The 18,500-nt window shown below is 35.2% G+C and carries 24 protein-coding genes; 22 read left to right on the top strand and 2 right to left on the bottom strand.

Annotation, left to right across the window (positions count from 1 at the left end; all coding sequences use genetic code 11):
• Positions 1-34 precede the first annotated feature (34 nt).
• From AZE41_RS06940 to AZE41_RS06970, 7 genes are all read left to right on the top strand, one after another.
• The gene (locus tag AZE41_RS06940) at positions 35-517 is read left to right on the top strand and encodes a PaaI family thioesterase (protein WP_067207253.1); all 483 of its coding nucleotides are present in this window, start codon (positions 35-37) and stop codon (positions 515-517) included.
• 139 nt (positions 518-656) lie between these two features.
• Positions 657-1,076, top strand: coding sequence for an SRPBCC family protein (locus AZE41_RS06945; RefSeq protein WP_067207256.1), 420 nt, complete (start codon positions 657-659; stop codon positions 1,074-1,076).
• The gene (locus AZE41_RS06950) at positions 1,077-1,409 is read left to right on the top strand and encodes an ArsR/SmtB family transcription factor (protein WP_067207259.1); all 333 of its coding nucleotides are present in this window, start codon (positions 1,077-1,079) and stop codon (positions 1,407-1,409) included.
• Between the two features lie 108 nt (positions 1,410-1,517).
• Positions 1,518-2,618 carry a sensor histidine kinase gene (locus AZE41_RS06955; protein ID WP_067207262.1) on the top strand — a complete coding sequence of 367 codons (1,101 nt, stop codon included), beginning with the start codon at positions 1,518-1,520 and terminating at the stop codon, positions 2,616-2,618.
• Complete coding sequence (locus AZE41_RS06960; protein ID WP_067207265.1) at positions 2,615-3,298, top strand: response regulator transcription factor; 684 nt, start codon at positions 2,615-2,617, stop codon at positions 3,296-3,298. The genes AZE41_RS06955 and AZE41_RS06960 overlap by 4 nt, the downstream gene beginning before the upstream one ends.
• Before the next feature lie 315 nt (positions 3,299-3,613).
• Positions 3,614-4,015, top strand: a complete 402-nt coding sequence (locus AZE41_RS06965; RefSeq protein ID WP_067207268.1) for a DUF6220 domain-containing protein — start codon at positions 3,614-3,616, stop codon at positions 4,013-4,015.
• 15 nt (positions 4,016-4,030) lie between these two features.
• Positions 4,031-4,234 carry a DUF5957 family protein gene (locus AZE41_RS06970; protein WP_231885785.1) on the top strand — a complete coding sequence of 68 codons (204 nt, stop codon included), beginning with the start codon at positions 4,031-4,033 and terminating at the stop codon, positions 4,232-4,234.
• Between the two features lie 39 nt (positions 4,235-4,273).
• On the opposite strand, the gene AZE41_RS06975 is transcribed toward AZE41_RS06970, so the two are convergent.
• Entirely contained in the window at positions 4,274-5,551 is a 1,278-nt protein-coding gene (locus AZE41_RS06975; protein ID WP_067207271.1) for an erythromycin esterase family protein, read from the bottom strand.
• Between the two features lie 154 nt (positions 5,552-5,705).
• On the opposite strand from AZE41_RS06975, the gene AZE41_RS06980 reads away from it, so the two are divergent.
• The 10 genes from AZE41_RS06980 to AZE41_RS07025 all read left to right on the top strand — a co-directional run bounded on the left by AZE41_RS06980 (position 5,706) and on the right by AZE41_RS07025 (position 11,674).
• On the top strand, positions 5,706-5,939 hold the full coding sequence (locus tag AZE41_RS06980; protein WP_067207275.1) for a hypothetical protein: 234 nt from the start codon (positions 5,706-5,708) through the stop codon (positions 5,937-5,939).
• A 14-nt stretch (positions 5,940-5,953) separates the two neighbouring features.
• Positions 5,954-6,349, top strand: coding sequence for a DnaJ family domain-containing protein (locus tag AZE41_RS06985; protein WP_231885786.1), 396 nt, complete (start codon positions 5,954-5,956; stop codon positions 6,347-6,349).
• 24 nt (positions 6,350-6,373) lie between these two features.
• Positions 6,374-7,615 carry a beta-N-acetylhexosaminidase gene (gene nagZ / locus AZE41_RS06990; protein WP_067207278.1) on the top strand — a complete coding sequence of 414 codons (1,242 nt, stop codon included), beginning with the start codon at positions 6,374-6,376 and terminating at the stop codon, positions 7,613-7,615.
• A 64-nt stretch (positions 7,616-7,679) separates the two neighbouring features.
• Entirely contained in the window at positions 7,680-7,985 is a 306-nt protein-coding gene (locus AZE41_RS06995) for a DUF4870 domain-containing protein (protein WP_067207281.1), read from the top strand.
• A 663-nt stretch (positions 7,986-8,648) separates the two neighbouring features.
• On the top strand, positions 8,649-9,122 hold the full coding sequence (locus AZE41_RS07000) for an SMI1/KNR4 family protein (RefSeq protein ID WP_067207284.1): 474 nt from the start codon (positions 8,649-8,651) through the stop codon (positions 9,120-9,122).
• A 186-nt stretch (positions 9,123-9,308) separates the two neighbouring features.
• The gene (locus AZE41_RS07005; protein WP_067207287.1) at positions 9,309-9,596 is read left to right on the top strand and encodes a DUF1871 family protein; all 288 of its coding nucleotides are present in this window, start codon (positions 9,309-9,311) and stop codon (positions 9,594-9,596) included.
• A 172-nt stretch (positions 9,597-9,768) separates the two neighbouring features.
• Complete coding sequence (locus tag AZE41_RS07010) at positions 9,769-10,077, top strand: hypothetical protein (RefSeq protein WP_067207290.1); 309 nt, start codon at positions 9,769-9,771, stop codon at positions 10,075-10,077.
• Positions 10,078-10,374: 297 nt separating this feature from the next.
• Positions 10,375-10,629 carry a hypothetical protein gene (locus AZE41_RS07015; RefSeq protein ID WP_067207293.1) on the top strand — a complete coding sequence of 85 codons (255 nt, stop codon included), beginning with the start codon at positions 10,375-10,377 and terminating at the stop codon, positions 10,627-10,629.
• A gap of 123 nt (positions 10,630-10,752) precedes the next feature.
• Positions 10,753-10,953, top strand: a complete 201-nt coding sequence (locus AZE41_RS07020; protein ID WP_067207296.1) for a hypothetical protein — start codon at positions 10,753-10,755, stop codon at positions 10,951-10,953.
• A 217-nt stretch (positions 10,954-11,170) separates the two neighbouring features.
• Positions 11,171-11,674 (top strand): GNAT family N-acetyltransferase, encoded by a 504-nt coding sequence (locus AZE41_RS07025; RefSeq protein ID WP_067207299.1) that lies wholly within the window; start codon positions 11,171-11,173, stop codon positions 11,672-11,674.
• A gap of 304 nt (positions 11,675-11,978) precedes the next feature.
• Here AZE41_RS07025 and AZE41_RS07030 read toward each other — a convergent pair whose 3' ends face one another.
• Positions 11,979-12,716 (bottom strand): sulfite exporter TauE/SafE family protein, encoded by a 738-nt coding sequence (locus AZE41_RS07030; RefSeq protein WP_067207301.1) that lies wholly within the window; start codon positions 12,714-12,716, stop codon positions 11,979-11,981.
• A gap of 421 nt (positions 12,717-13,137) precedes the next feature.
• Between AZE41_RS07030 and AZE41_RS07035 the strand changes: the two genes are divergently transcribed.
• The 5 genes from AZE41_RS07035 (at position 13,138) to AZE41_RS07050 (ending at position 18,490) form a co-directional block, all read left to right on the top strand.
• Positions 13,138-13,680, top strand: a complete 543-nt coding sequence (locus AZE41_RS07035) for a DUF1572 family protein (RefSeq protein WP_067207304.1) — start codon at positions 13,138-13,140, stop codon at positions 13,678-13,680.
• Positions 13,681-14,115: 435 nt separating this feature from the next.
• Positions 14,116-14,889 (top strand): hypothetical protein, encoded by a 774-nt coding sequence (locus tag AZE41_RS07040; RefSeq protein ID WP_067207306.1) that lies wholly within the window; start codon positions 14,116-14,118, stop codon positions 14,887-14,889.
• Positions 14,890-15,247: 358 nt separating this feature from the next.
• On the top strand, positions 15,248-15,406 hold the full coding sequence (locus AZE41_RS22605; RefSeq protein ID WP_156475985.1) for a hypothetical protein: 159 nt from the start codon (positions 15,248-15,250) through the stop codon (positions 15,404-15,406).
• 277 nt (positions 15,407-15,683) lie between these two features.
• Positions 15,684-17,558: a serine hydrolase domain-containing protein gene (locus AZE41_RS07045; RefSeq protein ID WP_067207309.1), complete on the top strand. Its 1,875-nt coding sequence runs from the start codon at positions 15,684-15,686 to the stop codon at positions 17,556-17,558.
• A gap of 494 nt (positions 17,559-18,052) precedes the next feature.
• Complete coding sequence (locus tag AZE41_RS07050; protein ID WP_067207311.1) at positions 18,053-18,490, top strand: VOC family protein; 438 nt, start codon at positions 18,053-18,055, stop codon at positions 18,488-18,490.
• The last annotated feature ends 10 nt before the right edge of the window (positions 18,491-18,500 follow it).

The raw sequence follows: 18,500 nt of genomic DNA on the forward strand, positions 1-18,500 counted from the left end.
ATGACGTAGGAATGTGGAATGGGGGAAAAGGGATATGAATAATGAAGTAGTACATGCAATTCAAGATGACTATCCGGAAGATTTCGCTTGGTGTTTTGGTTGTGGGCGCTTAAATGAAGATGGTTACCATTTCCGAACGGGGTGGCAAGGGGAAGAAACTGTAACCTATTATGAACCGTCACCGAAGCATATTGCGATACCAGGATTTGTTTATGGCGGTCTAATCGCATCATTTGTCGATTGTCATGGGACTGGTTCGGCCGCACTTGCATTGCACCGAAAAAATGGGCATGAGCCAGGCAGTGGAGAAGAACCACCACGTTTCGTCACAGCGTCATTAAACGTGAATTATATGAAACCAACTAAACAAGGTACTTTGTTAAAAGCGGTTGGAAAAGTGGAAGAAATTCATCCGAAGAAGTTTAAGGTATCTGTTGAAGTATTTGCGGATGACACAGTTGTTGCAACAGGAGAAGTCGTTGCTGTTATCATGCCAGCAACATTCGCAAGTAAATAAAATAGGGGAGAGAAAGCTGATTGCCACATGCAGTCAGCCTTTTTTAATTGAACTCTATAATAATTGACATGAAACCATTTGGTTGTATATGCTGTAAGTGTAACCAAATGGTTAAGCATATTATTCGGGAGGTAATTATATGACAATTAATGAAAATTTTGCCGAAGTGAGAAAAAATATACTCATCAATGCTCCAATTGAAAAAGTTTGGGGATATGTCGCTACAGCTGAAGGTATTGGTACATGGTTTATGCCGAATGATATGCAACCGATTGAAGGGAAAGAGTTTATCCTACAAGCAGGACCCTGGGGCAATTCGGTGTGTAAAGTGACAGAGGTGAACCCACCAAATCGCTTATCTTTTGAGTGGGGAGAGGAATGGCTGATTACGTTTGAGTTGAAAGAAAAAGACGGTCAGACCGAATTAACACTAATCCACGCGGGATGGATCGAAGAAAAACAGACGGAGTTTGGTGAATCACATGCAGAGGTGCGTTCACGTATGTCTGGTGGATGGGATGGACTCGTACAAAAACTGAAACATGTAGTTGAAGGTTAAATGGCTGAAGAGCAACAACAATACGATGTTTTTCAAGCAATTGCTGATCCGACTCGACGCCGATTGTTGCAACTGCTTGCGGGTGAAGAATTATCAATATCAACAATCAGTAGCCATTTCACAATGAGTAGAACCGCTGTAACCAAGCATCTGCATGTATTAGAGTCAGCTGGACTCGTTGTTGGCCGGAAAATGGGTCGTGAAAAGTTATATTGTTTGGAAGCCAAGCCGCTACAAAAATTGCAAACATGGCTTACCTTCTATGAACAGTTTTGGGACAACAAATTATCTATACTTAAAGATGTCGTTGAAAGCGATCGAGTTGAAGGATGACACTTTAAAAGCCGACAATCAGTCGGCTTTTTTTTATACAAGAAAGCATTTAAGAAATAATTAATAATTATCGGTTACACTCTTACTAATGAAAGAAGGTGTATATTAATGTCCATCCGTAAGCGTTTGCTATTTTCTAACATTGCAATAGTAATTCTTCCTATTATTGCTCTTTTTCTTATTGATATAATACTATATTATTTTCTTGCCTTTATTATCAACTTAGATGTAGGTGCGGATTTCCAACAAACATTTATCAAACTGAGATTTATTGGAATGTTTCTGATTATTATTTTGATAAATGGTTTGCTGACATTTTACGTTTCGAAAAGTATCTTAAATCCAGTTAAAAAACTATCGAAAGCTGCCGAACAAATAAAAAATGGGGACTTTGACACTCCGATTACGTCAATGGGTGAAGATGAACTTGGGAAGTTAGCTGAGACGTTTGAATTAATGAGAATAAAATTGCAACAATCAGCACAGTTGCAAGATAATTATGAACAAAATCGGAAAGAACTTATTGCAAACATTTCACATGATTTGAAAACGCCAATCACTTCAATTAAGGGGTATGTTGAGGGAATACGAGATGGTGTGGCAGATTCGCCAGGAAAAATGGATCGTTATATTCAAATAATCTACACAAAGGCAAATGATATGGATCATTTAATTGATGAACTATTTCTATTTTCCAAGTTGGATTTAAGCAGTGTTCCGTTTCATTTTGAACAGTTTAATCTTCAAGATTATTTTACGGATTTAATAGAAGAGCTGCAATTTGATGTCGGCAAGGATGGTATTTCGATTGTATTTACTGTTGAAGGTTGGTCAGGATATGAAGTGTATGCAGATAGAGAGCAACTAAAACGTAGTGTAACGAACATTATTCAGAACAGTGTTAAGTATATGGAGAAAAAAGAGAAAAAGATTAATGTTCATTTGAAAGCGAATTCGGTTGAAATTACGATTCAAGTAAAGGATAACGGAGAAGGAATTTACGAAGAAGCGCTTGCCCATATTTTTGAGCAATTCTATAGAGCAGATTCCTCTAGAGCGGGTGGTGAGGGACGTAGCGGACTTGGACTTGCCATTGTCAAACGAATTGTCGAACAGCACGGCGGCAGGGTTTGGGCTGAAAGTGAAATAGGAATGGGGACCTCCATATTCTTTACTCTTCCAATCTCAGAAAAGCAGGTGAAAAGATGAGCAGCATTTTAATAGTAGAAGATGATGTAAGTATCGCAGAATTGGAACGAGATTACTTGGAAATGAACGGATTTACTGTAGAAATTGCACTGACGGGTGATGAAGGGTTAAGAAAAGCGATTGCTGAAAACTATGATTTAATTGTTTTGGATTTAATGCTTCCTGGTATCGATGGATTTGAGATATGTAAACGGGTCCGTGAAATAAAAGACATACCTATTTTGATGGTGACAGCTAAGAAAGAAGAAATTGATAAAATACGCGGTTTTGGTTTTGGAGCAGACGATTACATTGTCAAACCGTTTAGTCCAGGCGAGTTGGTAGTACGGGTGAAAGCGCATGTTTCAAGATACAACCGCCTGGTGAACCGTGAGCAACCGAAGAATGAAATTCAAGTACGTGGGCTCCATATTGATAAAAACGCCCGGAGGGTATTGGGCAATAATGATGAAAAAGTGTTGACCGCAAAAGAATTTGATTTACTCACATTTTTAGCTTCGAATCCGAATCATGTTTTCAACAAAGCCCATTTATTTGAAAGGGTATGGGGTTTTGATGCAATGGGGGATGTGTCTACAGTTACGGTCCACATCCGGAAAATTCGGGAAAAAATTGAAACGGATCCTGCAAACCCAGAGTATATTGAAACGATTTGGGGAGCAGGTTATCGATTTAAATAAAGTTGGAAATACCGGGGTTCATTGAGAACTTCGGTATTTTTTGGTTGTCTAGGAAATTATAAAATCTCGTACAGTAGATAAGTTGTAATTAAGAGATTTTACGCCTAGCCCCTCGAGTCGCTTATGTCCTGTAGTGATTGAACTGCCCTCCTTACTTGTCGGGGCTGAAGTGGTGGTTGCGTTATGTTCTAATTTTTACAGTTGGTAGACAAGGACATGTCTCCTATTTAATAAACATTTAATAATTTCCTAATAAGGAGTTCAGAATCGTATTGTATTCTATGACTAAGGTTAATGAAACAGGAGGGGTTATTCATGGGAGAAACGGTTGTAAATACTCGAGTAAAAGTTGGGAGAGTTCTCTATTTAGTATTTGGATTGCTATTTGCTTGTGGGATTGTTATGCAGGTTTTACTTGCGGGAATGGCAGTATTTGGTGATTCGATTAATTGGGTTAAACACACTTTGATTATTCATTTATTTGGATTTAATGTGCCGATATTCATGTTGATTACTGCATATATAGGTAAAATGCCGCGTTGGGCTTATTGGCAAGTTTTCGGAGTATTAGTATTTGTTTTTTTGATGTACTTTACAGCTAATATTACGAGTACTTTACCGCTTGTTGCAGCGCTTCATCCAGTTATAGCTATGATATTGTTTACGTTTTCAATATGGATTGTTTTGGCGGCATGGAAACATAATTTTAAAAAGTAAGGAAGTGGAGTATTGATGATGAGAGTGATGTTAGGAATTATCGTAGGAATCATAGGAGGATTTATTCTAGGAGTTGCATTATCTAGCTTCATCGGCGTATTTGGGATGGTATTTTTCGATCAACCACTGGGTATAAAGTTCTTGCCTTATTTCAGTTCATTTATCTGTGCGATTGCGGTACCATATATGGATAGGAAAACCCTAAAAGAAAAAGCATGATTGACATTCAATCATGCTTTTTCCATAGGTTTTTTTGTATCAAAAGCCAGTCACCGTTTCTCCCATCTCAAGTGGTTCCAGTGCTTTTGTTTGATCAATAAATATAAAAGCATCATATCGATTTCCGATTTGAGATGGTACATAGTTACCAAATTTCTCGTATTCAGGATTGTAGACGACCCCAATCGCTCGATGGCCAATCCAACCGGTGAAATAGTGTCGGTTATCTTCATTGAAAACGAATAGTTTATTGAAAGCGCCAGACTTGTGTACTAAATCTTCCCATGAATGTTGACGAGCGGGAGGGACTTCTATTTTTTCGAAAGGTACTCCCCATTGTTCAGCCGCGATGACGGTGCCCCGATGCGTTCCGAATCCTACTGCATAGACATCTTCTTTCTTAAATTGTTCTCGCAGCAGTTGACCGACATTATGCATCCCGTCCTCCTGCATTGTTGTTGCACGGGCGTCTCCGATATGCGTATTATGTTCCCAAACGATAATCTTTGCATTTTCTCCATAATGATTCATTACTTCATTTATCGCTTCAACCATATGTTCATCGCGAATATTCCAGGAAAGTGCGTTGTCTTGGAGCATGGCACGGTAATATTTTTCGGCGTTTTTAGTCACGAGTGCATTCACTTTTAAATTTAAAGTGGTTTCCTGATCGTCTTTATAGTGTTTATTGTGCGAGCGAATGGACGATAATAAATTACTCACTTCGTCAATGCAAACTTGTGAAAAGTGAGCTGTGGAAATTGCATAATGGTCTGGCATGCCGTTGAAAGGTTCGAAGCAGGAAAAAGCTTTTTTAGCTAGTTCAAGATCGGCACCCGCGGGATTGGATTCTGTTAAGTAACGGATAATTTCCTCCATCGATTCCCAGAGACTATACATATCGATTCCGTAAAATCCGATTTTTTGATCGGGAATCCTTTTGTCATTATGAATTTTCAACCAGTCGACAAACTCCGCAATCTCTTCATTAGCCCACATCCACGTCGGCCATCTGCCGAAAGCTTTCAATACTTCTTGTGCATCATCTTTACTTTCGTTATATCCTTTTATATAGCGATTAACATGCTGAGCGGATGGCCAATCACCTTCGACCGCAATGGCTGAAAACCCTTTCTGTTCAATTAGCATTTTGGACAGCTTAGCCCGGACTGTGTAGAATTCTGATGTCCCATGGCTTGCTTCTCCTAATAAGACGATTTTTGCATCACCTATGGCTTCGATTATTGTTGAAAGATCCGCATCAGATTGAAACGGGAGTGCATAATTTTTAACGGCTTCCTCAAGTGTGAACTTCAATTGGATAACCCCATTTCCTGCAATGTATTATGGAAGTATACCCAACTATTCACATCGTAGCCTATGATAGTTAAACAAAATGAATTGAAATTGTATGACAGACAATTGCAATAATGTACAATTGAATTAATTACATGACAAAGGGGCGATTGAAATGCTAGAGGGAGTTATTATTGTTGGGCTTGTGATGAGTGTGCCAATCATTGCAATTATTACGGATCATCAAAGAAGAATCGTGAAAATTAAAGGGGAATTCATGAGGGGTGAGATCGAACTAGAAAAACTAAAACAGCAAAACTTTATCATGGAAACTGAAAAGATGAAAATCGAATTGGAACAAATGAAACTGGATTATACATCTGGAAAAAATGAAATTATGAAAATATAAAGGAGGGGGAGTGAATGAGTATGAGCGACTATAAATTAAACCCACCATACAACGATCTAATCGGCGATATTTTAAAAGAATATACAAAAAAAGGCGGCATGGATAATTTAGCGGGCCATGGGAAACCGTTATCACAAGAGTACTTTTCGGGTGATACGTTCCAGCATTTTCAGCGAATCGCTAAAGATGCCGGATATAAACCACATTGGTTAAATCTACAGCATGAAATTCGCGATGAATTAATCGCAATTACAGCTATTCAACGTGCAGATGCTGCAGCAGAGTTGGAATTACGAATAGAAAAAGCAAACGAGAAAATAGCTGAATACAATAAATCTTGCCCACCCCCTATGCAGAAGGGATCAGTGTCGCTTAGTAATTTTGAAGCTGTGATTGATCGGTGGAAATGAAGTAATAAGAAAAGGGGAGTGACAGTGAATCGTAATTATAAGTTCATTTTTCTCGTCGTTTGTTGCACTTTATTAATGTCGGGATGTTCTCAATTTACACAAAAAAATAAGGATAAAGAAACAGATGTAACAAACTCGCCGATTACAGAACCACCCAAAAAGGAGGAGATTGTTTTATCAAAGGTAGAAGAAATGGTTGACCAAATGACATTGGAAGAAAAGGTCGGGCAATTACTAGTGATTGGCGTTGAAGGTACCTCGTTTTCTAGTGAGATGGATAACCTCATCCGTAACTATCATGTTGGTGGGGTTATTATTATGGGAAGAAATGTAGCGACAACAAATGAAATGCTACAGCTGATTAATGGAATTAAAAAAGCAAATGAACTTAATAAAATCCCACTATTCCTTTCTGTCGATGAAGAAGGAGGACGTGTTTCCAGAATGCCCGTCGGTATACCTAAACTGCCCACAAGTGCGCAAATTGGTAAACTCAATGATGAATCGGTGAGTTACCGCGCAGGCACCTATTTAGCTGGAGTGCTTAACGAATTCGGTTATAACATGAACTTTGCTCCTGTATTGGATGTTAATAGTAACCCAAGAAATCCAGTTATCGGGAATCGCTCATTCGGATCGGATCCCTATCAAGTCGCTAAGCTAGGCATATCGACGATGCATGGAATGATGGACAATGGCATTATTCCTGTCGTTAAACATTTTCCGGGGCACGGCGATACGGTTGTTGATTCACATAAGGCGTTGCCAAAAGTGGAAACAACTTTGGAAGCACTTCGTAACGTAGAGCTAGTTCCATTTCAAAAGGTAATTGAAGAAGGTGCCGATGCTGTAATGGTCGCTCATATATTATTCCCAGCACTTGACCCTGATTATCCATCCTCAATGTCTAAAGCTATTATCACGGGATTACTTCGCAACGAAATGAAATTTGAAGGTGTCATCATAACGGATGATCTGACGATGGGGGCGATTGCGAATGACTATACAATCCCAGAAGCGGCAGTTCAGTCCTTCATCGCGGGAAGTGATCAGCTACTTGTAGTTCGCGATTATGAAGTTCAACTAAATACTTTGAATGCGTTCATTAAGGCTATTGAAACAGGGGAAATCACAGAAGAGCGGCTTAATGAGAGTGTAAAGCGGATTTTAACGCTAAAAGAAAAATATAGTGTGTCAGATGAAGTGCATGAAAAAGTGGATATGGATAAAATCAATGAATTGTACGACAAGCTTCAGCTGAAATAAATGAATTTTCTCTCCCGATTATTCGTATAATAAAATACTTGAAAAAGATTGGGAGGGTTATTATATGGAGAATAAAGGATTAAAAGTGTTAATTCATGCCAGTGCTTTCTTTATGCCATTTTTGGTACCGTTTATCATTTATCTAGTTATTGATGATTTAGAGGTCAAAAGGATGGCGATACAAGCAATCTTATTCCAACTGGTCATGGGAGCATTGATTGTTGTTTCTACGATACTTATTATTGTAATTATCGGGATTCCATTGCTAATTGGATTTGGTTTAATGTGGTTGATTGTGCCGATCATAGCAATTGTAAAAGCACTGAATGACGAAAAGTACAATTATCCGATTGTAGGTAGATGGATTTAATTATGTTATCAATAAACAAATCATTAAGTGTAGTATGAAAAAAATCCATACTAAATGTCCTCTAAAGTAGAACCTGCTTTAGTGGTATTTTTTAACATAATTCTATGTTACGATGCCGCTGTGGATTAAAAATAAAGCCGCGATGTTTATAAAAAAGATGCGACGTTTTACCCCTTTAGATGTTTATCTAAAGGGGTGTTTCATTGAAAAGGACTTACTTATTGAAGTAGTTGAGTGTAAACTGAATTTATAGAAATAATTGGAATGATATTTTGGTTTGGAAATTGTAAAGGTATATTTTTTGTCGTGATGCAAGACTACGTGTTTGGCAAGCTAGAACGAGATTGCTTGACCAGGTGCTAGATGTAATCAATTATGGCAAATTCTCTGTAACGGGATTTACTTATGATGATTTGTAAATGAGAAGGTATTTAAACTATCGGATGCTGGTTTAGTTGAAGACCAAAGGGTTCCTAGGCAGCTCTTTTTTCTTCTAGAACAAACGGAGCAGTCTAGTTTAATCAGGAACTTTTAAGTCTTTGGTTATGATAGTTTAATGCTCAAACGAAAAGAGCTGAATAAAAGTCACTGACTTTAAAATTGCATGTAAACATGTGTGCATACACATTGAATTAAGTGAAGTCTTTATGGGGGTATTAAATTATGACGAATAATGAAATTACTTCGGAAGCCAGAAGACTGGTCGATAGAATTAAGATGAAATATCCCGATTTTGTTGGTAAAACAGTATGCGAAAGTGACATAGCAAAATTAGAAAAAGAATTGAAGATAAAGTTACCAAATTGGTATATCGAACTTTATACAACCGTTCCTTTAATTGATACGGAGTTTGGGGTCCAAGAAGATGAGCCAGATGAGGATTATGACGGAATTTCTTATATGATATGTGGTGGTGTTGACGACATAATTGAAGAAAGCACTGAATTTGAACCTGGAATATCTGCGTTAAAAGATGGATACGTTTTTCTAGCTAGTTGCTCCCACGGTAGCGGCAACCCTATATATGTCAAACTAAACTCAGACGAGACAAGAGTTTATCGTATATATCACGATGATCTCACTAAAGCTCAACTAGTAGAAAACCTTGCATTTTTGTTTAAAAATGCAATAGTCTAACGAACTCGATACCTGCTCAACAATTCAACGAAACCTTGTTCACCTAACGGATTTTCTTGTACACGAACAAATTTTTCAGGCTAGGTTTGACACAGCTATTGCTTTTCATCTTCACCTAAGGGGGCAGCTTAGATAAATAAGGGTGTAGAATAAATCATTAAAAATAAATATTAAAAGAGGGATATTATGAACCACTACCAAATTGTAAAAGAAGTAATTAATGATTGGGACCCGAAGAACTTTTTAAGTTTCTCATCTGAGGATGAATATGATCCAGAAATAAGTCGCATTGTATCGCGATTACCAACTGCATCTGTTGAAAAATTAGCTGTAGTGATACATGAGGTCTTTGATGAAATGTTTTCGAGAAGTGGAGCACCTTCGATTAATAATTGTTATCCAAGTGCATTAAAAATTTGGAACAAAATTTATAATAATAAGTTTCCAAATGTTGATCAAAAGCAATATTATTAAACTAACAAGGTACTTTATTTTAAAATTGACTGCTTTTTATTGCGTAATGGTGGTAACTACTTCCGTGAACAGGCGTTATGTTAACCTGGTGTGTATGGCTTATACAAGGTCGTTCAGCAATCGGGCCAAATAGTTGAAATGCAAGATCATCTTTAAATCATGGAGGAGAAAAATGAAAAGAACTTTGGGATTAACATTTATACTTTTATCATTATTTCTTGCTGCGTGTGGAGGTCCTCTCACATATACCGCTTCAACATTGGTTGTCGTAAAAAAAGGTCATAGCGACAAAGACCATTGGATTGAGGCGTACGATCCGAACAACCAAAACAAAGAGGAAGCATTTAAGATAATGGTGCAAGAAGAGATGGTTTGGAATCTTATCGAGGAAGATAGAGAGTACTTTTCAATGTATTCAAAAAAGAAGGAAGTACCCTGGCGTCTAACACAAATTGAACATTCGGTAGCCGAGGAGAGGTAACTACTTCCTAATATTGGCGTTATGTCAACCAGAGGTGCATGCAGCATACAAACCCGTTCAGCGATCGAATCGATGGTTTGCGGATGGAGATAAACGAGTTTCTTTTTTAACTAACGGGGCAGGATAGTTCAATATGCAGAAATGATTTTTGCTAAATTAAACAGGGTAATTTACTTAATATTAGAACTTCTATACGGGTCAAACGTCTTAAAGTAAAGGGACAGTTTAGTTTGAAGTTAATTGGAATTCCAATTCTTGCTTTATGTATACTTGGGTTGCCCTGAAAGGACGTACATAATGATTAACAAGGCATTATTAATTTCATTTTCACTACAAATTCTCTTTTTTCTATTGTTTTTTAGTACCGCACTGGCAAGATTACCTGAGCCAATTCCTACAGTTTTTAGTTTATTAATTGCTTTCATAGGTTTAATTGTTTCCGTAATTTCAATTATTAAAAGGAATAGATTTAAGTTGGCTATAACAGTATTAGGAATATCACTTTTGATATTTTTGATAGTTGTATTTGCAAGTTTATTATCAGGAATGTAATGCTTTTTTCACTAACGAGGTGCTTTACTTCAAGAAGGAGTAAAGCCTTTTTCCTTATTGAACTAAAGGGGTAGGTTAGTTTAAGAAGGTTTTAAAGAAATAATTAATTGGAGGTAGAGAAAAATGTTATGGGGAACTATTTTACTCTGGATTGTTGGTTTATTAATTTTGTACATAGTAATCTTTGCAGCAGTAAAGGATGGGATTGATAAGTCAGAGGTTGGTCAGTTAATAAAAACGAATTATGGGGTTAAAGATGAAATTGTTACGGTTAGTGATGATGAAATTGAAAAGGAATTAGAAGACGAATTTAATAAGAAATAGTGGATGATAAATAGTTTTGAAAAAATGCGAATGACCAAAGAAGGTAAATACGTGAAGATTTGTTAATTAGCAATGTCTGGGTAGACTAATTATTATTATAAGGTGTTTTAGCACACGAATGAAAAGAGTAATTCAGTAAACCTTGTTAAACTAAAGGGGCAGTTTAGTTTAATAAGTGAAGTTTTTTTATTTTAGTAAAAGAGAGTAGGAGTAGAACATGAATATTAGAGAAATTACAAGTGGAGATGCAGGTAATTTTATTAACCTTGTAAAGAAAGTGGAGATGCAGTCTAGGTTTATGATGATGGAGGCTGGTGAAAGAAAAACAACTTACGAACAACAAGCTAAACAGATTGATTCTATTCATAAGCAATCTAATTCGACGATTTTTGTTGTTGAAATTGAAGACGAATTAATTGGCTACTTAATCTCTATAGGTGGTAGCGTTAGGAAAAATAAACACTCAGTATATATTGCTATAGGTATTTTAGATGGCTTCCATGGAAAAGGAATTGGTACTAGCTTATTCGAAAAATTGGAAGAATGGGCTAGTAACGTAGAAATTACAAGATTTGAATTAACGGTAGTAACTGAGAATAAAGCTGGAGTTGCACTGTATAAGAAAAGAGGGTTTGAAATTGAAGGTACTAAAAGAAACTCACTAAAGATTGAAGGGAAGTTTTATGACGAATATTATATGTCAAAATTAATAGAAGCTTAAAATTGTCAAATTAAATCATTTTAATGAAGAAGGCATTGAATAATTACCTTATCTTCATAAATAAAATCAGTTTCGTTCTTTCACTAACGGGTGCTTTACTTCAAGAAGGAGTAAAGCCTTTTTTCTTCTTGATCTAACGGGGCAGGATAGTTGAAGAACAAATTGAATAGAATTTTAATTTTTTTTAGAACCCCTTTAAATATTATCTTAAATCAAGGAGGAGGCGTCGATCCAAAAATGTGATGGACGTCTTGTTTGCCTGGTTAGAATTGTAATTCAATTAGTATCTTCAAAAAAGATACTTTTAAAAATTAAAGTAATCTACAATCATTTGTAAGATTAATAGAACTGTTACTAATCTAAGAAGTGGTTTTACATGTTCCGTTTTTAATTTATGAGCTAATCTTACTCCAAACTGTGCACCAATAATGGATCCAAGCATTAATGCTATGGTAAGTGGCCAGAAAATTTTACCCGTTGATATGTAAGTGATGGCAGAACCAAAGCAACTTGCAAAAACCCCAACTCTTGCTAAGCCAATTGCTCGGATATAGGCAATTTTTTGGCTTGCATATAAATACATCGCAAGTGTACTGCTTCCTGGCCCAAACATTCCGTCATAAATTCCTATACCAATTAGTGCAGTTCCTGATTTTTTATTTGCATGAAACTGTTCAGTTCCATCAAAATTACCTGTATTCATGAAGGAAGTTACAAATGCAAAGCTTAATAAAATGATTGCAATAATCGTTAGGGTACTTCCGCTTAAAAAGGAAGCAATGAGTCCACCTAAAATACCTCCTCCAAGACAAAACATTAGGACTAATAATGCTTCTTTCGAGGAAACTTCTTTTCTCTTTAATATGACAAGAAAGCTTGAGAGTGAACTGACAGTATTGGAAACCTTGTTTGCACCGATTGCTGAATGCACGGGTAACCCCATAAGTAACATAGTGGGTAAGCTAATCAGTCCCCCTCCTCCAACCAATGTACCGACAACATTACCTATAATTCCAATCATAAAAAAGATGACAAATTCCATTGAACAACCTACTTTCAAAATTACACCATAGATTCAGTTTACCACGTCTAATCTTTGATATGAACTCTAAATGAAACAACTTTTTATTTAATTTATTAAATCAAAATTCGATGAATGGAACGATAAGGTAGAAGAATTTTTTCGATATTGTGTTTTTTATTCAACTAAAGGTTTACGGTTTTTTTTAATAACAATCTTCAACAATAGGGAGCTTTTCTGAAATGAAAAGAGCGTCTTTCTTCATGAAAGGGCCATTTAATTGAACATCACCTTAAAGGAGTTTGGATATTTATGTTAGTGTTTAGTTGAGATTGTGAAAAATTGTACTTAAACTAAAGGGGCAGGTTAGTTTAACAAGAAATATTCTTATTGGATATAAAAGAATTGTATAATTTGTGTATTCAACTTAGGAGGGGGAATCATGCGTCAATTGGAAAAAGAATATCTATCGATTATAATTCAGCAATTTGAACATTTTAAAGACCGTGCGGAATTGGCATTTGACCAACTTACGGAAAAAGAACTGCATTGGAAACCCAACGAAGAATCGAACAGTATCGCAATAATAATAAAGCATATTAGTGGGAATATGCATTCTCGATGGGTAGATTTTTTAACTACTGATGGAGAGAAATCATATAGGGATAGAGATTCAGAATTTGTTGATGATATTGAATCAAAGGAACTGCTTATGGAAATATGGACAAATGGATGGAAATTACTTTTTAATTCCTTAGGAAATCTTAATGAAGAAGATTTGTATAAAACAATAACTTTGAGACAACAACCTTTAAGTGTTCTTCAAGCAATTCAAACTGAAGTCACTCATATCAGTTATCACTTAGGGCAAATTTTATATATTGGAAAACAAATAAGAGATAATGATTGGATAATTTTAAGCATTCCTAAGAACGGTTCAAAAAAGTTTAATGAAATGGCATCTACGAAAAGAAACTGTGAATAAATTGCTAACCCGTTCAGTTTAGTGGTACAAAAAAGAAGAAAACGCTTCAAATAACACGAATTATATAACAAATAGCACTGTTAATCGCGGTGCTTTTTTCGGGTTAAATAACATTGATTTTAACACGATAATGTTACCTTACGATAATTATTGTAAGCCATTCGACTCATCCGATATTTGAAATGCTAAAACGAGCGCTATTCGCCTAGAAAAATTGGTATAAAGGCATTTAAAAGACCACTATTCTATATGTGAATTAGTAATCTATTTGGTCATTTAATTTGCATTTTGCACTATTGTACTGAACAGCGTTACGTTCATGCGAATAGGTTTTTCTTGTGCACTTATTTTTTAAATATTATTAACGGAATGTTGGTTCAGAGTGAGTATGTGGTTTATTATTATTGTGTCGGGAATGAAGGGAGGAGGAAAGTCATGGAACAAGGTATAGAAAATGTAATTAGTAGAAAACTGTTAACCACATTTGTTGCCACAATTACTTTTTCAGGGTTGATGGTGTACGGTATGGTTTTTAATTATGATGGTTTTGAATATAACAAAGGGCATTCTTTTCTAGGGTGGTTATGGGTTTATTGTATCTATGTAGGAGTCGTTATTTTACTGTACGGGAACATTGTGTCGCTAATTTTGGATGCAGTGCAGCGGAAATGGTTCTTGAAAAAGGATTGGTTAACAATACTTATTTTGGGTGTTTTTGGATTGGCAAACGGACTATTTTTTCAAGAAAAAGCGTTAATGTGGCTTGGTATGCTTGTGGCAATACTGTACGGAGTTATTGATAAATGGCTCTACAAAAGACAAAGTAAAGGGAAAAGTTTAAAAATGTTTGTACTAATGCCTATTGCTTTTATTTTTCTGTCGTGGTTATTTTTACAATGGATTTCACCACCTCAACCCCCTTTCACAAAAGAAGATGCGATAACCACTGCATCTGCTGGAATGGAAAATCTTATCTATTATTTCCCGAAAGAAGTTGGGTCTTTAGAAGAAACAATTGATGGGTATAACGTTGTGAGAGAAACTAGCGTTAAAGTAATAGGGAATGAAAAATATATTGTGACCTTCAAAGAAAATTGGCAAATAGGAAATTCGAAAAATACTTGGCTAATATCCTACACCGTTGAACGAAACACATCGACGTTGTATGCGTACGAAGGTGTTGAACCTTCGTATTATAAATATAAATAAAATAAGTACCTATGAGAAAAAATTACCCGTTCAATTGAGTGGTATAAAATTCAAAGTAACAGAACAAATCGCAAGACTTTTATTACTATGGTTTTAACAGAGAGTTCTCAACAAACCTTCTGCATTTTTTCGTTGAATGTTCTGCATATATTTTCATCCTCTGTGATGTAGCGCTGATTTTGCGCTACATGTATGGCTAACGGGTGCTCTACTTCAATTAGGGGTTAAGCACCCTTTTATTATTCAACATAAGGAGCAGTATAGTTGAATAATACATTTCAACTATAATAAATAAATGTTAGTATAAAATTATAATATTAAAACAATTTGAACCTAAGCGGTTGAGGGAGGGCGATTTGTGAAAAATTTATTATTAGCAATCTTAGGGGCAGTTGTGACAGCGGTAGTATTAAGTTTGATAACAAAAGGTTTTGAAATGGATGTATTAATTTCCCTTATCTTAGGTATTGTACTTGGGTATAGCATTGGAAAGAAAGAAAAAGCAGACTCGAATTAGGGAACTATCTAACTGAATAGGGAAGTTATTTTAGTAGTATTACAATATTTTTTATTAAAATAACGGGTTGCTTTAGTTGAACAACAGCAGATCGTCTAATGACGGTCTTTTTATTTATCTAGTTGTCTGTAGGAAGGTTTAATAAAAGCATATCCACTAAATCGTTTCGAAAAAACCGTCCTCTAACGTAACAACCTAAAATCATTATATAATTTTTTATATGAAATACCGTCTATTCCATAACTAGCTAATATATCCTATTGTAAGGGGGTGCCGCATGAATAAAAAAATTTCCATTATATTAATAATAGCTTTATCTTTGTTTTTTACCGAAACAATTTATGCTAATGAACTTACAACACCATCTGGAATTTCAATATCCGATGTAGAACGTTTCGTAGACGATTATGCACATGAATATATTGGTGAAACAACTGCGGGTGCGAGCATTGTTATTTTGAAAGATAATAAAGTTGTTTTATCAAAAGGATATGGTTATGGAGATATTGAAAACCAAATTAAAATAAATCCGAATACTGCTGTTTTTGAATGGGGTTCAGTAAGTAAATTGTTTGTCTGGGTGTCGGTCATGCAATTAGTCGAACAAGGAAAAATCGATTTAGATGAAGATATAAACAGATATTTACCAAAAGGATTTTTAACAAAACTAACATATGATGACCCTATCACTATGTTGGATTTGATGAATCACACTGCAGGATTTGAGGAAAATATTTTTGACACGGGATATGCTAACGAATACCGTGTAAAATCTTTAGAAGAAGGATTGAAAATTGCTGAGCCAAACCAAGTATATCGTCCAGGTAAAGTCGTTGCTTATTCTAATTATTCAACTTCTCTAGCTGCATATATAGTTCAATTAATTTCAGAACAAGACTTTAATGAATATGTTGATGAACATATATTTCAAAAATTAGGTATTCTAGATTCAACTTCATATTTGTCTTTAGGGAGAAATGAGCAGATAACAAAAAACAAAGTAAATGGATATGAGCTTATTGAAGAAGGAGATTTCAAACTATCGACACCGTACTATATGTCCATGTATCCTAGCGGTGAAATAAATGGAACAGCACCAGATTTAGCTAAGTTTGCAATGGCGCTTATGCCACAATCCGAAAATGAAAACGTTTTGTTTGAGGATGAAAATACGCTAGTTACAATGCTTTCGCAAAGTTATGCTATTAATGAAAATGTCCCTGGTATCGCACATGGTTTTTGGGAGTATGATGGAAAGTTTAAAGGATTAACACATGGTGGAAATACAGTTTCCTTTTCAAGTAATTTTCATATCGTCCCTGAAGAAAACTTTGCAGTAATAATATTAACGAATCAAGCTTCAGAGTCTGATATTTCCTATGGACTGACGAAGGAATTGGTTGGAGAAAAAGAGATAGATGAAGTAAAATTGGCGGACTTACCAAACTCACAAATCACAGAAGGAACGTATCTTACTACTCGCAGAATGAAAAGTGGATTTTTAAATTTGTATTACTATTTACTACCACTTACAGTGAAATCACTAAATGCGAACGAAATTGAAGTAAGTTTGGTAGGTATGAAAGCTAATTACGTCCAAACATATCCAAATGTTTATAAAATGACAAAAGGTAGTACTATGTTTATTCCTACAAATGTTCTTTATTTTTCTATAGAGGATGGTGAAGTTAAACAAATTTCTACATCGATTTCAGATTATCTCCCTTTAGATAAAAATATATTTTGGTTAACAATAAGTGCTGTATTATTCATTTATTGTTTAGTATACTTTATTGCTTCCCCATTCGTTTTAATCGTAATCAGTATTTTGAATCGGAGAAGAAAAAAACCTTCTATAAAAATAAGAAAATGGGTTTACCTATTAAATATTGTTGGTACAGCATTTATCGTAAATATTATTTTATTAGTAATTAGGATGTTGAGTAATAGTGATCGAGGATATTTTGAAGTATTCCCACAAATAGTTGCTAATTATGTTTTAACTATTTTAAGTGTTGTTTTTATTATTTTCATTCTAGTTAATTGGAAAAAGGCAACTCTAATGAAATTACAGAGGGCTATTTATCTTCTATCAATCGTTACTATTGTTATATTAATCTTTTTACTTATAACATGGCAGTTTTATTCTTAGTGAAAAAGCTCTGTTTAATTTACGCTGTTGATATTTGATTATTTAGTTCAATGAGAAAACAATGAGGTTTTTGCTGATATTTGTATGATGAGTAACTACAATGAAAGAAAAAATAAGTTACCCTATTCAACATACTTTTATTTTATCATCACTTTTAATTACCTTTTTATCATTTGTATCGCTAATAATATTTCGGTTTTTTTGGAATTAGCTATTTATTCACTTAGAGAACGTTATATACGGTTAAAATTAATGTTTAGAATTAATTATAGCGTCACTTTTTTAACTACATGAAGAATTTCAATTAAACTAACGGGTGGTTAGTGGAACAACTGTAAAGCTTTCCTTCTTGAACTAAAGAAGCAAGTTAGTTGAACAATCAGTCCAGTTTATTGAACAAGGATATTTTCTGTTTTTAGCGAATTAGAATTACAAACAAACTTATCAAGAATACAAGATATTGCAAAATAACAGGAACAAAGGAGGTATGAGATTTGAAAATCCATAGAATAGATCATGTGGGTGTAATCGTAAATGATCTCACTGCCGCTAAAGATTTTTTTCTCGATTTTGGCCTTGAGGTGCAAGGGGAATGGGAAATGGAAGGAGAGTTGATAAATCAGGTATTTGGGCTTAATGACGTTAAAGTAGCATGTGTAGGATTAGGGACACCAGACGGTCAAGTATGGATAGAGCTAATCAAATTTTATAATCCGTCAGATGAAAGAGAAATTCAGCAACCTTTTGCAAATACCCCGGGTATTCGGCATATTGCCTTTGCTGTTGAAGATATTGAAGCTGTTGTTGCCAAGTTGAAAAAGAAAGGTACGAAAATCTTTAGTGAGATACTACACTATGAAGAAAGTTATAAGTTATGCTACTGCAGTGGGCCAGAGGGAATTATTTTAGAGTTGGCGGAGAAAATCAAATAAATTATGGGTA

This window comes from Sporosarcina psychrophila (assembly GCF_001590685.1).
Classification (GTDB): domain Bacteria; phylum Bacillota; class Bacilli; order Bacillales_A; family Planococcaceae; genus Sporosarcina; species Sporosarcina psychrophila.